Annotated in this window: 12 protein-coding genes; 10 read left to right on the forward strand and 2 right to left on the reverse strand. The window is 70.4% G+C overall.

What is annotated here, in order from left to right:
• Positions 1-86 precede the first annotated feature (86 nt).
• The 10 genes from OHO27_RS09725 to OHO27_RS09770 all read left to right on the forward strand — a co-directional run bounded on the left by OHO27_RS09725 (position 87) and on the right by OHO27_RS09770 (position 8,974).
• The gene (locus tag OHO27_RS09725) at positions 87-476 is read left to right on the forward strand and encodes a YybH family protein (protein WP_328422282.1); all 390 of its coding nucleotides are present in this window, start codon (positions 87-89) and stop codon (positions 474-476) included.
• A 75-nt stretch (positions 477-551) separates the two neighbouring features.
• Positions 552-950, forward strand: a complete 399-nt coding sequence (locus OHO27_RS09730; RefSeq protein WP_328422284.1) for a YybH family protein — start codon at positions 552-554, stop codon at positions 948-950.
• 42 nt (positions 951-992) lie between these two features.
• The gene (ccrA, locus tag OHO27_RS09735; RefSeq protein WP_328422286.1) at positions 993-2,318 is read left to right on the forward strand and encodes a crotonyl-CoA carboxylase/reductase; all 1,326 of its coding nucleotides are present in this window, start codon (positions 993-995) and stop codon (positions 2,316-2,318) included.
• Entirely contained in the window at positions 2,318-3,316 is a 999-nt protein-coding gene (locus OHO27_RS09740; protein WP_328422288.1) for a 3-oxoacyl-ACP synthase III family protein, read from the forward strand. The genes ccrA and OHO27_RS09740 overlap by 1 nt, the downstream gene beginning before the upstream one ends.
• Entirely contained in the window at positions 3,313-4,197 is an 885-nt protein-coding gene (locus OHO27_RS09745; protein WP_328422290.1) for a 3-hydroxybutyryl-CoA dehydrogenase, read from the forward strand. The genes OHO27_RS09740 and OHO27_RS09745 overlap by 4 nt, the downstream gene beginning before the upstream one ends.
• 87 nt (positions 4,198-4,284) lie before the next feature.
• Positions 4,285-4,815 carry a flavin reductase family protein gene (locus OHO27_RS09750; RefSeq protein ID WP_328422294.1) on the forward strand — a complete coding sequence of 177 codons (531 nt, stop codon included), beginning with the start codon at positions 4,285-4,287 and terminating at the stop codon, positions 4,813-4,815.
• Between the two features lie 28 nt (positions 4,816-4,843).
• The gene (locus tag OHO27_RS09755) at positions 4,844-5,404 is read left to right on the forward strand and encodes a hypothetical protein (protein WP_328422296.1); all 561 of its coding nucleotides are present in this window, start codon (positions 4,844-4,846) and stop codon (positions 5,402-5,404) included.
• A 541-nt stretch (positions 5,405-5,945) separates the two neighbouring features.
• Positions 5,946-7,382, forward strand: a complete 1,437-nt coding sequence (locus OHO27_RS09760; RefSeq protein ID WP_328422298.1) for a flavin monoamine oxidase family protein — start codon at positions 5,946-5,948, stop codon at positions 7,380-7,382.
• Positions 7,383-7,618: 236 nt separating this feature from the next.
• The gene (locus tag OHO27_RS09765) at positions 7,619-8,749 is read left to right on the forward strand and encodes a cytochrome P450 (RefSeq protein ID WP_328422300.1); all 1,131 of its coding nucleotides are present in this window, start codon (positions 7,619-7,621) and stop codon (positions 8,747-8,749) included.
• 21 nt (positions 8,750-8,770) lie between these two features.
• Positions 8,771-8,974 (forward strand): ferredoxin, encoded by a 204-nt coding sequence (locus OHO27_RS09770; protein WP_328422302.1) that lies wholly within the window; start codon positions 8,771-8,773, stop codon positions 8,972-8,974.
• Between the two features lie 184 nt (positions 8,975-9,158).
• On the opposite strand, the gene OHO27_RS09775 is transcribed toward OHO27_RS09770, so the two are convergent.
• Together OHO27_RS09775 and OHO27_RS09780 are read right to left on the reverse strand one after the other, a co-directional pair.
• Complete coding sequence (locus tag OHO27_RS09775; RefSeq protein WP_328422304.1) at positions 9,159-10,331, reverse strand: acyl-CoA dehydrogenase family protein; 1,173 nt, start codon at positions 10,329-10,331, stop codon at positions 9,159-9,161.
• A gap of 105 nt (positions 10,332-10,436) precedes the next feature.
• The gene (locus tag OHO27_RS09780) at positions 10,437-16,892 is read right to left on the reverse strand and encodes a type I polyketide synthase (RefSeq protein ID WP_443059531.1); all 6,456 of its coding nucleotides are present in this window, start codon (positions 16,890-16,892) and stop codon (positions 10,437-10,439) included.
• Positions 16,893-16,920: the final 28 nt, after the last annotated feature.

Genomic DNA, 16,920 nt, shown 5'->3' on the forward strand with positions numbered 1-16,920 from the left:
TGTGACGGCGCTTTTGCAATTCCGTGGCGCAACCACGCCGAAGACACAGCGGCGCCGAATTCACCAAGAATGGGAGCGGTATCGCCATGACCGTAGCCAGCGACGAGCTGACCAAAGAAGTCCTCGCGCACGCCGAGAACTACGTTCGTGCCTTCAACTCGGGCGACGCAGCCGCTGTCGATCGGCTCTACACCGAGGACGCGGTCTCCGTCTGGGAAAAGGGAAAGCCGGTGAGCGGCGTGGAGCGCAGGGCCGGTCTCGCCGAATACCTGGCGCAGAAGCCGGTGATGAGGATCGAGATTCTCGAGTCGTACGTCATCTCCGACACCGCGCTGCTCGCCGTGGACTGGACGATCGACATCCCCACGCCGCAGGGCACCGAGCGCCAGCAGGGCATCGGCGTGGACGTGCTGCGCCGCGGCACCGACGGCCAGTGGCGCTTCGCCATCGACAACCCCTACGGCACGGACATCTGACCCGCCCCTCCCCCACCCGTCCCGGCGGCCGCGCCGGCTGCCCGCACCCCGACCACGAAGCGAGGAATCCCGACCATGAGCCAGGCCCTGGACCTCACCCTCACCGACGACCCGCACCAGCAGAACGACGTGTTCACCGACGCCTTCAACTCCGGTGAGGGCGCCATCTTCGACCAGCTGTACCGGTCGGACGCGATCTCCAACCTCACCGGTCAGACACTGACCGGCCCCGCCCGCACTCAGGCCATCACGGAGTTCCTCGCCACCAAGCCGACGCTGACCGCCAAGGTGCAGCGGACGTACCGGACCGGCGACACGATGCTGCTGATCGTGGACTTCTCGGTGGAGGCCGTGGGTGCGGACGGCACCCCGGAAAAGCTCGACGGTCGGTGCACGGACGTGCTCGTGCGGGACGAGAACGGCAAGTGGATCATGGCGATCGACCGTCCGGTGATGCACACCCCGAACACCTAGGCCCGCCGCCCCGCAGACCCCATCTCACGAGAACGGATCACGATGGATTCTCTGACCGAGGCTCTCCTTTCGGGTGCTCCGGAGGAGGTTCTTGCGCGCGAGAAGCTGCCGGACCATTTCGACGCCGCCCATCTGCGCGCCGAGGACGTCGGTATGTTCGAGGGAGCGCAGGACAAGGACGTACGCCGGTCCATCCGGGTGGGCCCGGTGGCCATGCCGGAACTGGCGCCGGACGAGGTGCTGGTGGCGGTCATGGCCAGCGCGATCAACTACAACACGGTGTGGTCCGCCACCTTCGAACCGGTGCCGACCTTCCGGTTCCTGGAGCGCTTCGGCCGCCAGGGCGGCCACGCCGCCCGGCACGACCTTCCGTACCAGGTGATCGGCTCGGACGCCTCCGGTGTCGTGGTGCGGGTCGGCTCCGGCGTACGACGCTGGCGCCCGGGTGCCCACGTCGTCGTCTCGTGCGTCCAGGTGGACGACCACGAGCCGGCCACGCACGCGGACGCCATGCTGGGGGCCGAGCAGCGCATCTGGGGATACGAGACGAACTTCGGCGGCCTTGCCCGGTACGCCGTGGTCAAGGCCAGTCAACTGCTGCCGAAGCCGGGCCATCTGACCTGGGAGGAGTCGGCCGGTGTACTGCTCACCGCGGCGACCTCCTACCGCATGCTGATCAGCGACAAGGGCGCCCGCATCAAGCTCGGTGACGTGGTGCTGATCTGGGGCGCGACCGGTGGCCTCGGGGCGTTCGCTGTGCAACTGGTCAAACAGGCCGGCGGGATCCCGGTCGGAGTGGTCGGTTCCGAGCAGAAGGCGAAGGCCCTGCGCGCCCTGGGCTGCGATGTGATCGTCAACCGGACGGAGATCGGCCTGGGCGACGCGACGACGCCCGAGGAGACCATCGAGCAGGGCAAGCGCCTGGGGCGGTTCATCCGCCGCGAGGTCGGCGAGGACCCCAGCGTCGCCTTCGACTACATCGGCCGGGCCACGTTCGGCGTCTCGGTGTTCGTCGTACGCCGTGGCGGCACCGTGGTCACGTGCGGCTCCAGCACCGGCTATCAGCACACCTACGACAACCGCTATCTGTGGATGAACTCCAAGCGGATCGTCGGCAGTCACGCCGCGAACCTCCAGGAACAGGCCGAGCTGAACCGGCTGGTCGCGCTCGGCAAAATCGCCCCCGTGCTCTCGTCGGTGTACCGCCTGGACGAGGTGGGCGAGGCGGCCCGACTGGTGCAGACCAACCAGCACCTCGGAAAGGTCGCCGTGCTGTGCCAGGCACCCCAGGAGGGCCTCGGGGTCACCGACCCGCAGCTGCGGGAGAGGATCGGCGCCGACGCGCTCAATCCGCTGCGGAGCCTGTGATGGACGAGCGGCCCATCGGGATCCTGGGCACGGGCTCCTACCTTCCCAAGGACGAGGTCGGCAACGACGAGATCGCCGCCCGGGTGGGAGTCAGCCCGCAGTGGATCGAGGAGCGCACTCACATCACCGCCCGGCGTTTCGCCGCGCCGCACGAGGCGACCTCGGACCTGGCGGTGCGGGCCGCCGAACGCGCGCTGGAGTCGGCGGGACTGGCCGCCGGCGACATCGACTACCTCATCGTGTCCACGTCCACGCCGGACTCCCCTCAGCCCCCGACGGCGTACCACGTCCAGCGAGGTCTGGACGCCCATGCCGCGGTTTGCTTCGACGTCAATGTCGTGTGCAGCGGCTTCGTCTACGCACTCGAGGTCGCGCGCCGGCTGCTCGCCGGACGCCCGGGAGGCCGGGCGCTGGTCGTCGGCGCCGATGTGTACTCGCGGATCCTGGACTTCAAGGACCGGCGTACGGCCGTGCTGATGGCGGACGGGGCGGGCGCCGCCGTGGTCGGGGAGGTCGAGCCGCCCCGCGGATTCATCGACGTGGAGCTGGCCAGCCGCAGCGACGGCCACCGACTGATCCGGGTCGAGGCGGGCGGCAGCCGGCTGCCGGCGTCCGAGCGGACCCTGCGGGAGGGCTCGCACTTCTTTCGCATGGAGGGTCGCGAGGTACGGGACTTCGTGCTGGAGAACTTTCCCGGCCTCGTCGAGACGTTGTGCCGACGTGCGGGTGTGTCCCGGGACCGGATCGACCACTTCGTGCCTCATCAGCCCAACGGGGTCATGCTCTCGCAGATCGTCGAACGGTCCGGCCTGGAGGCCGCCATGACCCACCGGACCCTCGCCCGGTACGGCAATCCCGGCAACGCCGCCGTCGCCGTGACGCTCGACGCGGCGAACCGGCAAGGCCATCTCAACGACGGCGACATCGTGCTGCTCGCGGGTTTCGGGGGCGGCATGTCGATGGGCGCCGGCCTCATCCGCTGGGGAGTGACAGCATGACCACGACTGTGCAGAGCGCGCCGGACATCCACCGGGTCGGCGTCGTCGGCTGCGGCCAGATGGGCGCCGGGATAGCCGAGATCTGCGCCAAGGCGGGCCTGGACGTGACCGTGGTGGTCTCGCGTCCGGAATCCATCGCCCCGGGACGCCGGCGCATCGAGGCGTCGCTCGACCGGGCGGTGGGCAAGGGGAAGCTGACCGGGGAACAACGGGATGCCGCCCTGGCCGGCATCAACCTGACGGCCGATCTCGACGAACTGGCCGACCGGCAGTTCGTCATCGAGTCCATACGCGAGGACGAGAGCGCTAAGGTCGAGCTCTTCGCCCGCCTGGACACGATCGTCAAGGATCCGGAGGCGATCCTGGCCTCCAACACCTCCTCCCTGCCCATCATGCGACTGGGGCGTTCCACCGGCCGCCCTCAGCGGGTGGTCGGAGTCCACTTCTTCAGCCCGGTGCCGGTGCTGCCGCTGGTGGAGCTGACGGGGTCGCTGCTGACCGAGGACGAGGTCCGCGATCGCACCGAGCGCTTCGTGACGGACGTGCTCGGCAAGCAGGTGATCCGTACCGAGGACCGGGCCGGCTTCGTCGTCAACGCCCTGCTGATCCCGTATCTGCTGGCCGCCGTGCGCATGGTGGAGTCGGGATTTGCCACCGCCGAGGTCATCGACCGGGCCATGCGGCTGGGCTGCTCCCATCCCATGGGCCCGCTGCGGCTCGCGGACCTGATCGGACTCGATGTCGTCGCCTCGATCGCGGACTCGCTGTACGAGGAGTTCAAGGAGCCGCTGTACGCCCCGCCGTCGCTGCTCGTGCGCATGGTCGAAGGCGGCATGCTCGGGCGCAAGACGGCGCACGGCTTCTACTCGTATGCCGACTGACGGGGCCGACGGCACCGCTCCCCACGTTCCTCGTCTCAGTCTCAGTCTCAGTCTCAGTCTCAGTCTCAGTCTCCCGGAGGTTTCAGGATGAGTTCCACGACCGCCTCGGAGGGCGCCGAGGCGCTCCGGGCGACGCCGATCGAGCTGCGCGAGGCGATGTCGCGGTTCGCGACCGGTGTCGTCGTCTTGAGCGTCGGCGGCGACCACATCCACGCGATGACCGCCAACGCCTTCAGCTCCGTCTCCCTCACTCCGCCCACCGTGCTGTGCTGTGTGTCCCACAGCGCGGTGATGCACAAGGCGATCACGGCCGAGCGACGTTTCGGTGTGTCGGTCCTCAGCGCGGACCACGAGGGCCTGGCACGTCACTTCGCGGACAAGAACCGGCCGTTGGGTGCCGAGCAGTTCGACGGGGTCGACTGGGAGCCCGGCCCGCTGACGCGGGCGCCGCTGTTGCGGGGCGCGCTGGCCTGGCTGGAGTGCGAGCTGTCAGAGTTCCACGACTCGGGGGACCACTCGATATTCATCGGGGACGTGGCCGGCGCGCGCAGCGGATCGACCGGTGACGGTCTGCTCTTCTTCGGTGGCCGGTTCCAACACACCATGTCCCGTCACTGAGTGACCGCCGCGGGGGGATGAGCAGCCAATGCGTACCGGGACCGAAGCCGAGGACAGCCTCGGCGTGGTGGACGCGGCCGCCGCGGGGCGCTGGTTCACCGAGGCTCTCACCGAGGGGCTGGCGCGGGCAACGGCACAGCGCGACCGCACGGCAGCCGACCGCTCGTCCGCCGGACGTACCGTCACCGGCCCCCCGCCCGCCGGCCGGAGAGTGTCGGAAACAGAGCCGGCCGCTCCCTTCGCGACCGCCGTGCTGACCGCTTTCGAGGCGTCTCTCGCCCGCGCGCTCACCACGGCGGAACGCCGTGACAGCACCCTGCGCTCGGCCCTCTCCCACGAGGCCCGCAGGGTGCTGCTCGGCACGCTCGACGCCAGGCGAGGCACGGCGGAACGCTCCGCCGTCCGAGACGGGCGAACGAAGCTGTCGGCTCGGCACCGGGCACTGGTGTCCGCGCTGGTCCTGGAATGTCTCGTCCTCGTCCTGGCCGAGCGTCCGCACCCCGCGGACGCTCCCGAGCACCTCCACTCCCTGGCACGTGAACTGGGCCGGTCCACGCGCGCGGCGTTGACGAGCACCGGTCGCTCCTGAGCCAGGGTGTCCCTCGATTACCGGGCCGTTACCGCACGATGGCAATGGCCGAATTCCTCACCCGTAAGGTGGGTTCGGATCCTGCGGCGCGATGCAAGCCGACGGGGTCGCCCCGTGTTCTCGTGCCCACCGGCGCGGGTCCGCGCACGGGTGCCAACGGGGGAATTGAAGGGAGACAGGACAGCCATGGTCTCGACCTGCGCGCCACGGGCTGCGGTCCAGCACCTCTGACAGCATGCGCGGACGGCGTGTCGCCGCCGCCCGACCCGACAGTCCGTGTCCAACGCGCCGTTCACCATGTCCGGAACCCACCCCTGCGCGGGTGACCGCCGTTCCGACGTGTTCCATACGGCCGCCCGTCGCGTCCGTCTCCTGGTCCCCGCCCCGGTGACGAGCAACGTGCTGACGCGGATCCCCTCACACACACGCGATGCCCGACGCAGGTGCATTCGGCCGCAGCTCGCGTCGGGACATCACGTCGTCCACACAGGCTCGCCACCTCTCCCCGTCGTCTTGGAACGGGGTCATCAAGGAAGGCACCATGAACGCTGAAGACAAGCTGCCCGGTTCCGGACCAAGGCATGCGGCCTCGCGCCGAATGGTTCTGAAGGCCACCGGGGCCACCGCGCTGGTGGCCGGACTCGGCGCCGCCGCGTTGAACACCGCCCGTGCCGACGGTCCCGAGGACGCGCCCACGGATGTCGTCGTCATCGGTGCGGGTTTCGCGGGTGCCACCGCCGCCCGGGAACTCACGGCCAAGGGACTGAGCGTGCGGGTACTGGAGGCCCGTGACCGCGTCGGCGGCCGCGTGTGGACCTCCTCGTTCGTCGGCGAGCAGGTCGAAATGGGGGGAACCTGGGTCGACCGCAAGCAGAAGCACGTCTGGGCGGAGATCGAGCGGTACGGCATGCGTATCGTCTCGGACGCCGCGCCGACCCGTGCCTTCCTGCCCACAGCGACCGGCTTTCGTGAGATGCCCCCCGCGGAGGTGTACGCCCGCCAGTCGGAACTGATCACCCCGTTCTTCGACGGTTCGCGCGATTACTTCCCCCGTCCCTTCGAGCCGCTTTATCGCGAGAACCTGGTGCGTCCGGTCGACGCCCTGTCGATGCGTGACCGGCTCGACCAGTTGCGTTACAGCGCGGACGACGAACTACTGATCAGCAACACCGTCGGTGGGCTGACCGGTTCGGCGTCGACGATCGGTCTCGCTTGCGTCGCCCACTGGTGGTCGCTGTCCGGCTGGAGCTTCGACGGTTACATGAGCGTCAATACCGACCGCCCGGAAGCGGGGTCCACCGCCCTGGTCAAGGCGATCCTCGACGACTCCCGGGTCACACCGATGCTGCGCTCGCCGGTGGCGTCCGTCACGGACGACGGTCGCAAGGTGAAGGTGACCACGCGTGCCGGCAAGACGTACACCGCGCGCGCCGTGGTCGTCGCCGTGCCCGTGAACACCTGGAACACCATCGCCTTCACCCCGGGGCTGCCCGCCGAGTACACCAGGCTGTCCACGGACGGCATGGGCGTACGGACCTCCCAGAAGTTCCTCATGCACGTGCGGGGCGCGGACCTCGGCCGCTTCTACGTGGAGGGCCAGGCCGGCGCGCCCTTGCTGAACGTGGTGCCCTTCAAGGAACGTGCGGACGGCAACATCATGATCGGTTTCTCGGCCAACTCCGCCTTCGACCCGACCAACACCGCAGCGTTGCAGGCCGAGTTGCGCAAGGCCGTGCCCGGCATCGAGGTCGTGGCGGTGAAGGCCCAGCACTGGGGCCGTGACCCGTACTCCCGTGGCGGCTGGGCGGTACGGCGGCCCGGGGTGCTGACCGGTCCGCTCAGGTCGGTCCAGCAGCCCCGGGGCCGGGTGGCGTTCGCCACCGGCGACATAGCCAACGGCTGGCACGGGTTCATGGACGGTGCCATCGAGACCGGATTCACCGCGGCGGCCCAGGTGGCCGAAATCCTCGGCGGGTGATTTGAGCCGGCGCCGCCCGGACGGGCGCGCGGCCACCTGATTACCGACGCGTGACTGTGCCCTGGGCCGCCCGCCCTAGCGTGTTCACCGGTTTCCGGTCGGCTCGGGCACATGTGTCCCCAACCCAGGCGAGAGGCTATTCAATGACGGCACCAGCACCGCCCACCGAACTTTTCGGATACGAGTACTACCAAAACCCGTATCCCACGCTGGAATGGCTTCGCGAGAATTCTCCGATGCACCAGTTCCGCTTTCCCGTCGGCGACATTCCGCTGTGGATAGCCACGCGCTTCGACGATGTACAGCAGCTCCTGGGGGATCCTCGGTTCAGCACCAACCCGGCCTGGGCGAGCAAAGAGTTCGTCGACGGCGGAATGGCGGTGGGCAAGGGCACGGCGATCGAGCGGATCATCACGATGCTCGATCCGCCGGATCACACGCGTGTGCGCCGACTGGCCATGAGCACCTTCACGCCGCGGCGCATCGCAGAGTGGGAGGAGCCCACCCACGAGGTGGTCGAGGCGGAGCTGGATCGCCTGGAGAAGCAGGACCAGCCCGATGTCATGGACTACGCGGGCGCGATCCCGGCGGCGTTGATGGGCAACATCCTCGGCTTCCCGCTCGAGGGCTTCAACGAGATGATCCATGCCATCGAGCGCGCGTTCCACACCGATCCGGAGGACGAGGACGCAAATCGGCGGGCGTTCGAGGAGATCGTGGAGTACGGCCGCGGACTCATCGCCCACAAGCGCCGCAACCCCGCGGACGATCTGGCGTCCGCGCTGATCGAGGCTCGGGACGGCGAGGACCGTCTCGACGAGACCGAACTCGTCGCCATGGTCGCCGTGTTGATCATGGCCGGCCTGGACACCACCCGGAACCTGATCGGGACGTCCATCCTCTCCTTGCTGGAACGGCCCGACCAGCGCAGGCTGCTCCTTGAGCGTCCCGATCTGAAGGACACGGCGGTGGAGGAGTTCCTGCGCTTCAACGGCGGTGTTGCGGTGGGCTTCTTCCGCTTCGCCAAGGAGGACCTGGAGTTCGCCGGGGTGTCACTGCCCGCAGGCGCGCCGGTAATACCCGCTGTCGGGTCTGCCAACAGGGATCCGCGCCGCTGGCCGGATGCCGATCGGCTCGACATCACCCGTACCGGCCCTCGGCACGTAGGGCTGGGGCACGGCTTGCACAACTGTCTGGGCGCCGCCCTCGCCCGGCTGGAGGCGGCGGTCGCCATCCCCGCGATCATGCGGCGGTTCCCCGACATGAGCCTCGCGGTGCCCGCCGAGGAGCTGCGCTACGACGAGATGTGGCTGGTGCGCAGCATCACGTCGTTCCCGGTCCATCCGCACGGCGACGGGAAGCGGTGAGCGGCCTCGGAAGGGGACATCGTGGCGATACTTCGAGTCGACCAGAAGGCGTGTGTGGCCTCCGGGCTGTGCGCCGCCATGCATCCAGCTCTGTTCCGGCTCACCGAGGAGGGCCTGGGCGATCCGGTGCGGGGTGACCTCACCGAGGCCGACGACATCGAGTTCGCCGAGGACGTGGCCGCCTGCTGCCCGGGCGCGGCCGTCGCCGTGCTGGATTCGGCCTGAGTGACGACACCGGACGCCCGTACCACCACGTGGTACGGGCGTTTCGTCATGTCGTGCAGCGATGCGGGCGCGTCCAGGGTGCTGCGCAGCTGGTGCGGGGTGCCTCGCGGCGGGTGTACGACACATGAGGCGGCCTCCACGACAGGAGGTCGTGGAGGCCGCCTCATCAGTGGTGCCCCCGGCGTCAGAGGAACGGCGTGTTCGGCTCCAGGCCGAGCAGTACCCGCCCGTACACCTCCAGGTTGGCGTCGGGCGTCATCATGGCGTGCATCGAGATGCCCTGCACGTCACGGAAGAACCGCTGGATGGGCAGGCTGCGCTGGATCGCCGAGGCGCCGCTGGCGGTGAACAGCGCGTGGGTGGCCTCCTTGGCCAGCTGCACCGCGTAGCCGCAGGTGCCCCGCAGAGTGGCCCGTTCCTCGGGGGTGAGCTTCTCCCCTGCGTCGGCGCGCCGCTGGACAACGTCGGCCTGGCCGGCGAGCAGTGCCCGTGCCGCGGCGATCTGGGCGGCGGCGGTGGCCACCTGGACCTGGGTGAGGGGGTGTTCGGCCTGGTCCTGCCACGGCGTGTAGGAGATCGGCCGGTGCACCCGCTCGAGGAACAGCTCGTAAGCCCCTTGGGCCATGCCGATCAGGGTGGCGGTGGACTCTGCCATGACGACGCTGATCAGCCCGTAGTCCCGGCCCTCACCAGGGCCGCTGCCGCTGCCGCCACCCGCGCTGAAGGCTTCCTCCATGTCGACGACGCGGTGTTCGGGGACGAAGACGTCGGTGGCGACGGTCGTCGAACTGCCGGTGCCGGCGGCCGCCATGGTGTGCCAGTCGTCCTCGAGGGTGAGGGCGTCGATCGGCAGCACCGTCAGGGCCTGGCGCACCGAACCGTCGGGCAGCTGAAGGTTGGTGGCGGCCAGGTTCCAGTCGGCGCCGCGACAGCCGGTGGTGAACCTCCAGCGGCCGTTGAGGAGGTAACCGCCCTCGGTCGGCACGAGCGTGCCGGACGGCGTGAAGCCGCCGGAGACACGGGCGCTGCCGCCGGCGTACACCTCCTGCTGTGCCTGTTCGGAGAAGAGCCGGATCATCCAGGCCCCGGTGATCCAGCCCTCGCACACCCAGCCGGTGGATCCGCAGCCACGGGAAATCTCGAGGAGCAGATCGATCTGCTGGGGTACGGAGAATTCCAGGCCCCCGAACCGCTTGGGCACACCGGTCCTGAAAACGCCTGCCTTGGCCAGGACTTCGACGTTGTCGTCGGCGATCCAGCGGCGATCCTCACCATCCTTTCCGTTTTCCCGGAGTGTCGGCACCACTGCCCGCACCGCCTCCAGGACGGATGCGGCTTCGATATCCGTACGGGTCATGCTGTCTCCTCGTTTCGATGGCACCCGTGAGTTTTCCGGGCGGCACTCACGGCGCGGTAATTCGGCGAACCCGGTCCGTTCCGTGACCTGCCACCCAGCGGGGCGTCAGCCTTGTACGGTGGCCGGAAAGTAGCCGCTTCGCGCGAAGAACTCGATGTAGGTGTCGAGGAGTTCGTCCGAGACGGGAGGGCAGTCGATGCCGGTGCCGGCGAGGGCGGTGGTCGTGCGGGTGGTGGAGATCGCAGGGTAGAAGGACTCACTGTCCTCGATGAGCAGTTCGACGGCGTCCAGCAGGGGGGCGATGGCGTTGTCCGCGCCTGCCTTGATCAGGTCGAACCAGGCTGACTGGGCGATCTCGGTCACCTGATAGCCGGCGATACGCAGCCGGCTCACGATCCGCTCCAGCGTCACGTGGCTGTCGTTGTAGAGGTGGAAGGTGCCCCCCGCGGCGGACTCCGCACGCGACAGGGCCACCAGGGCGGCACTGGCGTAGTCGACCGGCATCAGCCGGAACACGCCGGGCAGGTCCCGCGGGGCACTGCCCGCCTGGAGGATGCCCTTGACGGTCAGCCACACGAAGTCCCGGGTCTGGCAGGCGCCGTTGGCCTGGTCTCCTGCGACCTGGTCGACGCGGTAGACGTTCACCGGCAGTCCCCGGTCGCGTGCGAGGTCGATGATCTGCTCGGCCACCCACTTGCTCTGCGTGTAGCCGTTGGGCAGTGCCCGGCCGGGTCCGGTCGGGTCGCTCACCTCCAGGGGCACGCCCCTTGTCACGGGCCCCGGGAAGACGCCGGTGGTCGAGACGTGGTGCAGGGGCACGGTGCGGTGCCGGGCGGCGAGCCGCAGCAGTTCCTGCGTGCCGGCGACGTTCGCCGCGCCCAGCGTGGAGTACGGCTGGATCCAGTTGACCGCCGCCCCGGCGTGGTAGACGGCGTCGACGGTCCGGGCAAGCCGGTCGAAGTGGTCCTCGTCCAGCCCGAGCCGGGGTGCTGCCAGGTCGCCCAGGACGACGCGGAGCCGGTCCGGGTCGACCTCGTCCCAGATGCGGTACCACTCGAGGTTGGCCTTCAGGCGCCGCAGTCCCTCGTCCTCGTCGGCGGCCCGGACCAGGCAGTGCACGGTCGCCTCGGTCGTCGCCATGAGATCGCGCAGCAGGAAGGCGCCGAGGAAGCCGGTGGCTCCGGTGAGCAGCGCCTCCCGGGGGTTCCTGGTGACGCGGACCACCTCGTCGGCGGGTCGGATGTCCTCCGCAAGGGTGATCTCCGCGGCGAAGTCGGTCTCAGGCGCCGGCGCCGACGCCGGGTCTCCGCCGGGCAGCACCTCGGCGCACAGGTGGGCGGCGAGCAGACCGGGGGTGGGCCGGTCGAAGACGAGGCTGGCCGGCATCCGGCTGCCCACCGCTTCGCTCAGGCGGTTGCGGAGTTCGACGGAGGTGAGCGAGTCGAAGCCCAGCTCGGTGAAACGATGCTCCGCGCCGATGGCGCCGGGGTCGGGGTGGCCGAGTACCGCGGCCACCTCGGCGCGGACCAGGTCCAGGACGATGTGGTACCGCTCCTCTTCGGAGCGTCCCTGCAGGAGGGTGGCCAGCGAGGCCGCACCGAAGCCGCCGTCGTGTGCGCTGCGGCGCAGTGGGGTGCGGGCCAGGTCCGCGAAGAGCAGGGGGGCTCGGGTGGGGTGTTCGCGCAGCGTGGCCACGTCCACGGGGACGCCGACCAGAGTGGCGTGGCCGAGGCGAAGCGCGAGGTCCAGGGTGGCGGGCCCCCGGTCGGAGGCCACGAGGCCGAAACCGGAGCGGACGATGCGGTCCACGTCCGCCTCGTCGAGGCCGGCGGCCATCGTGCTCAGCTGCTCCCACAGGCCCCAGGCCACGGAGGTCGCCGGCAGCCCGAGGGCCTTGCGGTGCAGGGCCAGCGAGTCGAGGAAGGAGTTGGCGGCGGCGTAGTTGGACTGGCCCGCGCTGCCGATCACCCCGGAGAGCGAGGAGAACAGCACGAACGCCGAGAGGTCGAGGTCCCGCGTGAGGTCGTGCAGATGCCAGGCGGCGTCGACCTTGGGGCGCAGCACGGCGTCGAGCCGTTCGGGACTCAGCGCGGTGATGAGGCCGTCGCTGAGGACACCCGCCGCGTGCGCGACACCGGTCAGGGGCCGGTCGGCGGGGATGGTCGCGAGCAGTTCGGCGAGGGCTTCCCGGTCGGCGGTGTCGCAGGAGGCGACGGTGACCTCGGCGCCCAGTGCGGTGAGCGCGTCACGCAGGTCGCCGGCGCCGGGCGCGGCGGGCCCGCTGCGGCTGGTCAGCAGCAGATGCCGTACGCCGTGTTCGACGACCAGGTGCCGGGCGAACAGGGCGCCCAGGGTGCCGGTGCCACCGGTGATCAGAACGGTTCCGTCCGGGTTCCAGGTGCCGCCGGGCACGGTGTCGGCGGCCGGTTCGTCGACGCGTGCCACGCGCGGGACGAGGGCCCGGCCGGCGCGGAGGGCGGCTTGGGCCTGGCCGGCGCGGATGAGAGCGGGCAGTGCCGCGCGGGAGGCCTCGTCACCGTCGATGTCGACGAGGACGAACCGGCCGGGCGACTCCGCCTGCGCGGAGCGGAGCAGGCCCCACACGGCCCCGGCCGCGAGATCGGTGACGTTCTCGTCGCCGACCGCGACGGCGCCCTGGGTGACCAGGACCAGCGGCACGTTCTCCAGCCGGTCGTCGGCGAGCCAGCGCCGGACCAGTTCCAGGGCCCGGTGCGTGGCGTCGTACACGGCGCGCACGGGGTCACCGTCCGCGGGTGCGGAGTGCCAGGAGAGCACGGCGGCCGGGGGACGGGGCCCGGCGACGGCCGTGCCGACGGCGTCCAGGTCTGCCGCCGGTGCCGCGTCGAAGCGGTCGGTGTCCAGTTGCACCAGGGTCAGGGGCTCCTTGTCGCTGGTGAGCCGGAGGTGCCGCCAGCCGACGCGCAGCAGGTCGTCCTGCACACGGGCCGCACTGCGGCCGAGTTCGCGGGGGGTGACGGCGCGCGCGGTGAGCGATTCGATCGTGGCCAGCGGCCGTCCTTGCTGGTCGGCGACGGTCACGGTCACGGTGTCGGACCCCAGGGGGCGGATGCGTACCCGCAGGGCGGCGGCGCCGGTGGTGTGCAGGTGGAAGCCACGCCAGTGGGTGGCGAGCCACGCCCCGGCCGCTCCGTCCGGGTCCACGGCGAGCGGCAGCAGCCGCAGCGCGGCCTGCAGCAATACCGGGTGGAGGGCGAAGTCCTCGGCTTGGCGCTGCAGTTCGTCGGGCAGCCGGACCTCCGCGTACACCTCGTCGCCGCGGCGCCATACGGAGGTCGGGTGGCCGTCGCCGAGCTGCTCGCGGATGTCGTCCGGCGAGAGCGCCCGGGCGCCGGCCGGCGGCCATTGGCTCAGCTCGTCGGCGCCGCCGGTGCCGTGCCTGCCGAGCCGGCCGGAGGCGATGCGCTGCCAGGTCACGTCCCCGCCGTCGGGCCGGGCGTGCACCGTGAAGGCGCGCGCGTCGGATGAATCCTCGTCGGCCACGGCGATCTGGATCTGTATTCCCTGCCGTTCGGGAAGCACCAAGGGCTCGTGGAGGGTGAGTTCGTCGACGGCGTCAAGGCTCAGTTCGTCGCCGGCCCGCACCGCCAGTTCGGCCAGCACGGCGGGTGCCGCCACCGTCGCGTCGTGCAGGGTGTGCTCGGCCAGCCAGGGGTGAGTGCGCGCCGAGAGCCTGCCGGTGAGGAGGGTCTCGCCGGACGCGGCCACGGCGACGGCGGCGCCGAGCAGCGGGTGGTCGGCCGCGGCCACGCCCAGGCGGCCCGTGTCGCCGGCGGCCACGGACGCCTCGTACCAGTGGCGCTCGCGCTGGAAGGCGTAGGTGGGCAGGGGCACGCGATGCACGTCGTGCCCGGCGAAGATGGTGTGCCAGTCGACGGTTCCGCCGCCTACGTGCAGCTTGGCCAGCGAGGTCAGGAACTGCGTCAGGCCGCCCGACTCGCGTCGCAGGGTGCCGACGACGACGGCGTTGTCGAGGCTGTCCTCCAGAACGGGGGCCAGCACCGGATGGGGCCCGACCTCGACGAAGGTGTGGTGTCCGTGGCCGACCAGGGTGCGGGTCGTCTCCTCGAACTCCACGGGCCGGCGCAGGTTCCGGTACCAGTACTCGGCGCCGAGTTCGGTGGTGTCCAGCGGGCCGGCGGTGACCGTGGAGTAGAAGGGCACCGTGCCCTGCCGGGGACGTATCGATGCCAGGTCGTGCAGCAGCCGGTCGCGGATCTCCTCGACCTGGGCGGAGTGGGAGGCGTAGTCGGCGTGGAAGCGGCGGGTGCGGATGCCTTCGGCCTTGCACTCCTCGACAAACTTCTCCAGCGCCTCGTGGTCGCCGGACACGACCGTGGACCCGGGACCGTTGACGACCGCGATGGACAGCCGGTCGCCCCATCCCTCGATGCGGGGGGCGAGTTCGTCACGGGACAGGGCCACGGAAGCGATGCCGCCGCGGCCTTCGAGGACGCTGGTGACCTGGCTGCGGATGGCCGCCACGCGCGCCGCGTCCTCCAGCGTCAGTCCGCCGCTGACGTAGGCGGCGGCCACCTCGCCCTGGGAGGAGCCGACGACGGCCGCGGGCTCGACTCCGTGCGCACGCCACAGCGCGGCCAGGGACACGCTCACCGCGAAGGACACGGGCTGGATGACGTCGACCCGGTCGAGCGAGGGTGCGCCCTCGGCCTGGCGCAGCACGTCCTCCAAGGACCAGTCGACGTAGGGCGCGAGCGCTTCGGCGCAGGCGTGGATCTGCGCGGCGAACACCTCCGAGCTGTCCAGGAGTTCGACGGCCATGCCCGGCCACTGGCCGCCCTGGCCGGGGAAGACGAAGACCGTCTTGCCGGGTTCGGCGACCCGTCCGGTGACCACCTGCGCAGAGTTCTCGCCGGTGCTCAGCGCACGCAGACCGGCGAGCACCTCGTCCTGTCCGGTGCCGATGACGGCGGCCCGGTGGCCGAGTTGGGAACGGCCGGTTGCGAGGGAGTAGGCCACGTCCCACGGCCGCGCGTCGGCCGCGCCCTCCAGGTGGGACAGCAGCCTGCGGGCCTGGTCGCGCAGCGCTTCGGTGGACTTCGCGGACAGCACCCACGGTGGGGTGAGCCTGTCGTCGGCCGGCGTGGGCGAGGCGGGTTCGTCGGTCTCGTCCGCGGGCGCCTGCTCGATGATGACGTGCGCGTTGGTGCCGCTGGCGCCGAACGCCGACACGGCGGCGCGGCGGGGGCGTCCGGTCTCGGGCCAGGGCCGGGCCTCGGCCAGCAGCTCCACCGCGCCCGCCTCCCAGTCGACGACCGGGGTCGGCTCCTCGCAGTGCAGGGACTTCGGCAGGACGCCGTGGCGCATCGCCTGGACCATCTTGATGATGCCGCCCACACCCGCGGCGGCCTGAGCATGCCCGATGTTCGACTTCAACGACCCCAGCCACAACGGCCGATCCGCACTCGGACGCTCCTGACCGTAGGTGTTCAACAGCGCCTGCGCCTCGATCGGATCACCCAACGTCGTACCCGTACCGTGCGCCTCCACCACATCCACATCCGCCGCGCCCAGCCGCGCATTCGCCAACGCCTGACGAATCACCCGCTCCTGCGACGGACCGTTCGGCGCCGTCAACCCATTACTCGCACCGTCCTGATTCACGGCCGAACCCCGCACCACCGCAAGCACCGCATGCCCATTGCGCCGCGCATCCGACAACCGCTCCACCAACAGCAACCCCACACCCTCCGACCAGCCGATGCCGTCCGCCGACGCGGAGAACGGCTTGCACCGCCCGTCGGCGGCGAGGCCCTGCTGCTGCGAGAAGTCGATGTGGCCGACAGGGTTCGCGGCCACGTACGACGCTCCGGCCAGCGCGAGCGTGCATTCTCCGGAGCGCAGTGACTGCACCGCGAGGTGCAGGGCGGTCAGCGACGACGAGCACGCCGTGTCCACCGAGACCGCCGGGCCTTCGAGGCCGAGGACGTAGGCGATGCGGCCCGACGCCATGCTGCTGAGCATGCTGGTCATCAGATAGCCGTCGAACTCGGCAGGGGTCGGCAGTCCGAGATAGCTCTGCTCGACGAGCCCGGTGAACACGCCGGTGCGCGTGCCCTTGAGGCCCGCCGGATCGATGCCGGCGCTCTCGAACGCCTCCCAGGCCGTCTCCAGCAGCAGCCGCTGCTGCGGGTCCATGGCCAGTGCCTCGCGGGGGGAGATCCCGAAGAAGGCGGCGTCGAACCGGGTGGCGTCCTTGAGGAATCCGCCGTGCCGGACATGGGTCCTGCCGGGCTTGGCGGGATCCGGGTCGTAGAGGTTGTCCAGGTCCCAGCCGCGGTCCGTGGGGAACTCCGAGATGGCGTCGGTCTCGCCCATGACCAGCTGCCACAGGTCGCCCGGCGACTCGGCTCCGGGGAAGCGGCAGGCCATACCGACGATGGCAATGGGCTCGTTCCTGCCGGACTCCAGCTCGGCGACCCGCCGACGGCTCTTCTGCAGGTCGGCGGTGACCTTCTTCAGGTAGTCGAGCAGTTTCTCTTCGTTGGACATGGTGGACATGGGGAACCTCTTGTTCCTCTGTGTACGG

It is taken from the genome of Streptomyces sp. NBC_00443 (assembly GCF_036014175.1).
In the GTDB taxonomy this organism is placed as follows: domain Bacteria; phylum Actinomycetota; class Actinomycetes; order Streptomycetales; family Streptomycetaceae; genus Streptomyces.

Bases quoted from the DNA above. Each gene is read 5' to 3' on its own strand.
- OHO27_RS09775 (WP_328422304.1), bottom strand. From the start codon at position 10,331: ATGACCCGTACGGATATCGAAGCCGCATCCGTCCTGGAGGCGGTGCGG.
- OHO27_RS09745 (WP_328422290.1), top strand. From the start codon at position 3,313: ATGACCACGACTGTGCAGAGCGCGCCGGACATCCACCGGGTCGGCGTC.
- OHO27_RS09730 (WP_328422284.1), top strand. From the start codon at position 552: ATGAGCCAGGCCCTGGACCTCACCCTCACCGACGACCCGCACCAGCAG.
- OHO27_RS09725 (WP_328422282.1), top strand. From the start codon at position 87: ATGACCGTAGCCAGCGACGAGCTGACCAAAGAAGTCCTCGCGCACGCC.
- OHO27_RS09760 (WP_328422298.1), top strand. From the start codon at position 5,946: ATGAACGCTGAAGACAAGCTGCCCGGTTCCGGACCAAGGCATGCGGCC.
- OHO27_RS09780 (WP_443059531.1), bottom strand. From the start codon at position 16,892: ATGTCCACCATGTCCAACGAAGAGAAACTGCTCGACTACCTGAAGAAG.
- OHO27_RS09765 (WP_328422300.1), top strand. From the start codon at position 7,619: ATGCACCAGTTCCGCTTTCCCGTCGGCGACATTCCGCTGTGGATAGCC.
- OHO27_RS09750 (WP_328422294.1), top strand. From the start codon at position 4,285: ATGAGTTCCACGACCGCCTCGGAGGGCGCCGAGGCGCTCCGGGCGACG.
- OHO27_RS09740 (WP_328422288.1), top strand. From the start codon at position 2,318: ATGGACGAGCGGCCCATCGGGATCCTGGGCACGGGCTCCTACCTTCCC.
- OHO27_RS09755 (WP_328422296.1), top strand. From the start codon at position 4,844: ATGCGTACCGGGACCGAAGCCGAGGACAGCCTCGGCGTGGTGGACGCG.
- ccrA (WP_328422286.1), top strand. From the start codon at position 993: ATGGATTCTCTGACCGAGGCTCTCCTTTCGGGTGCTCCGGAGGAGGTT.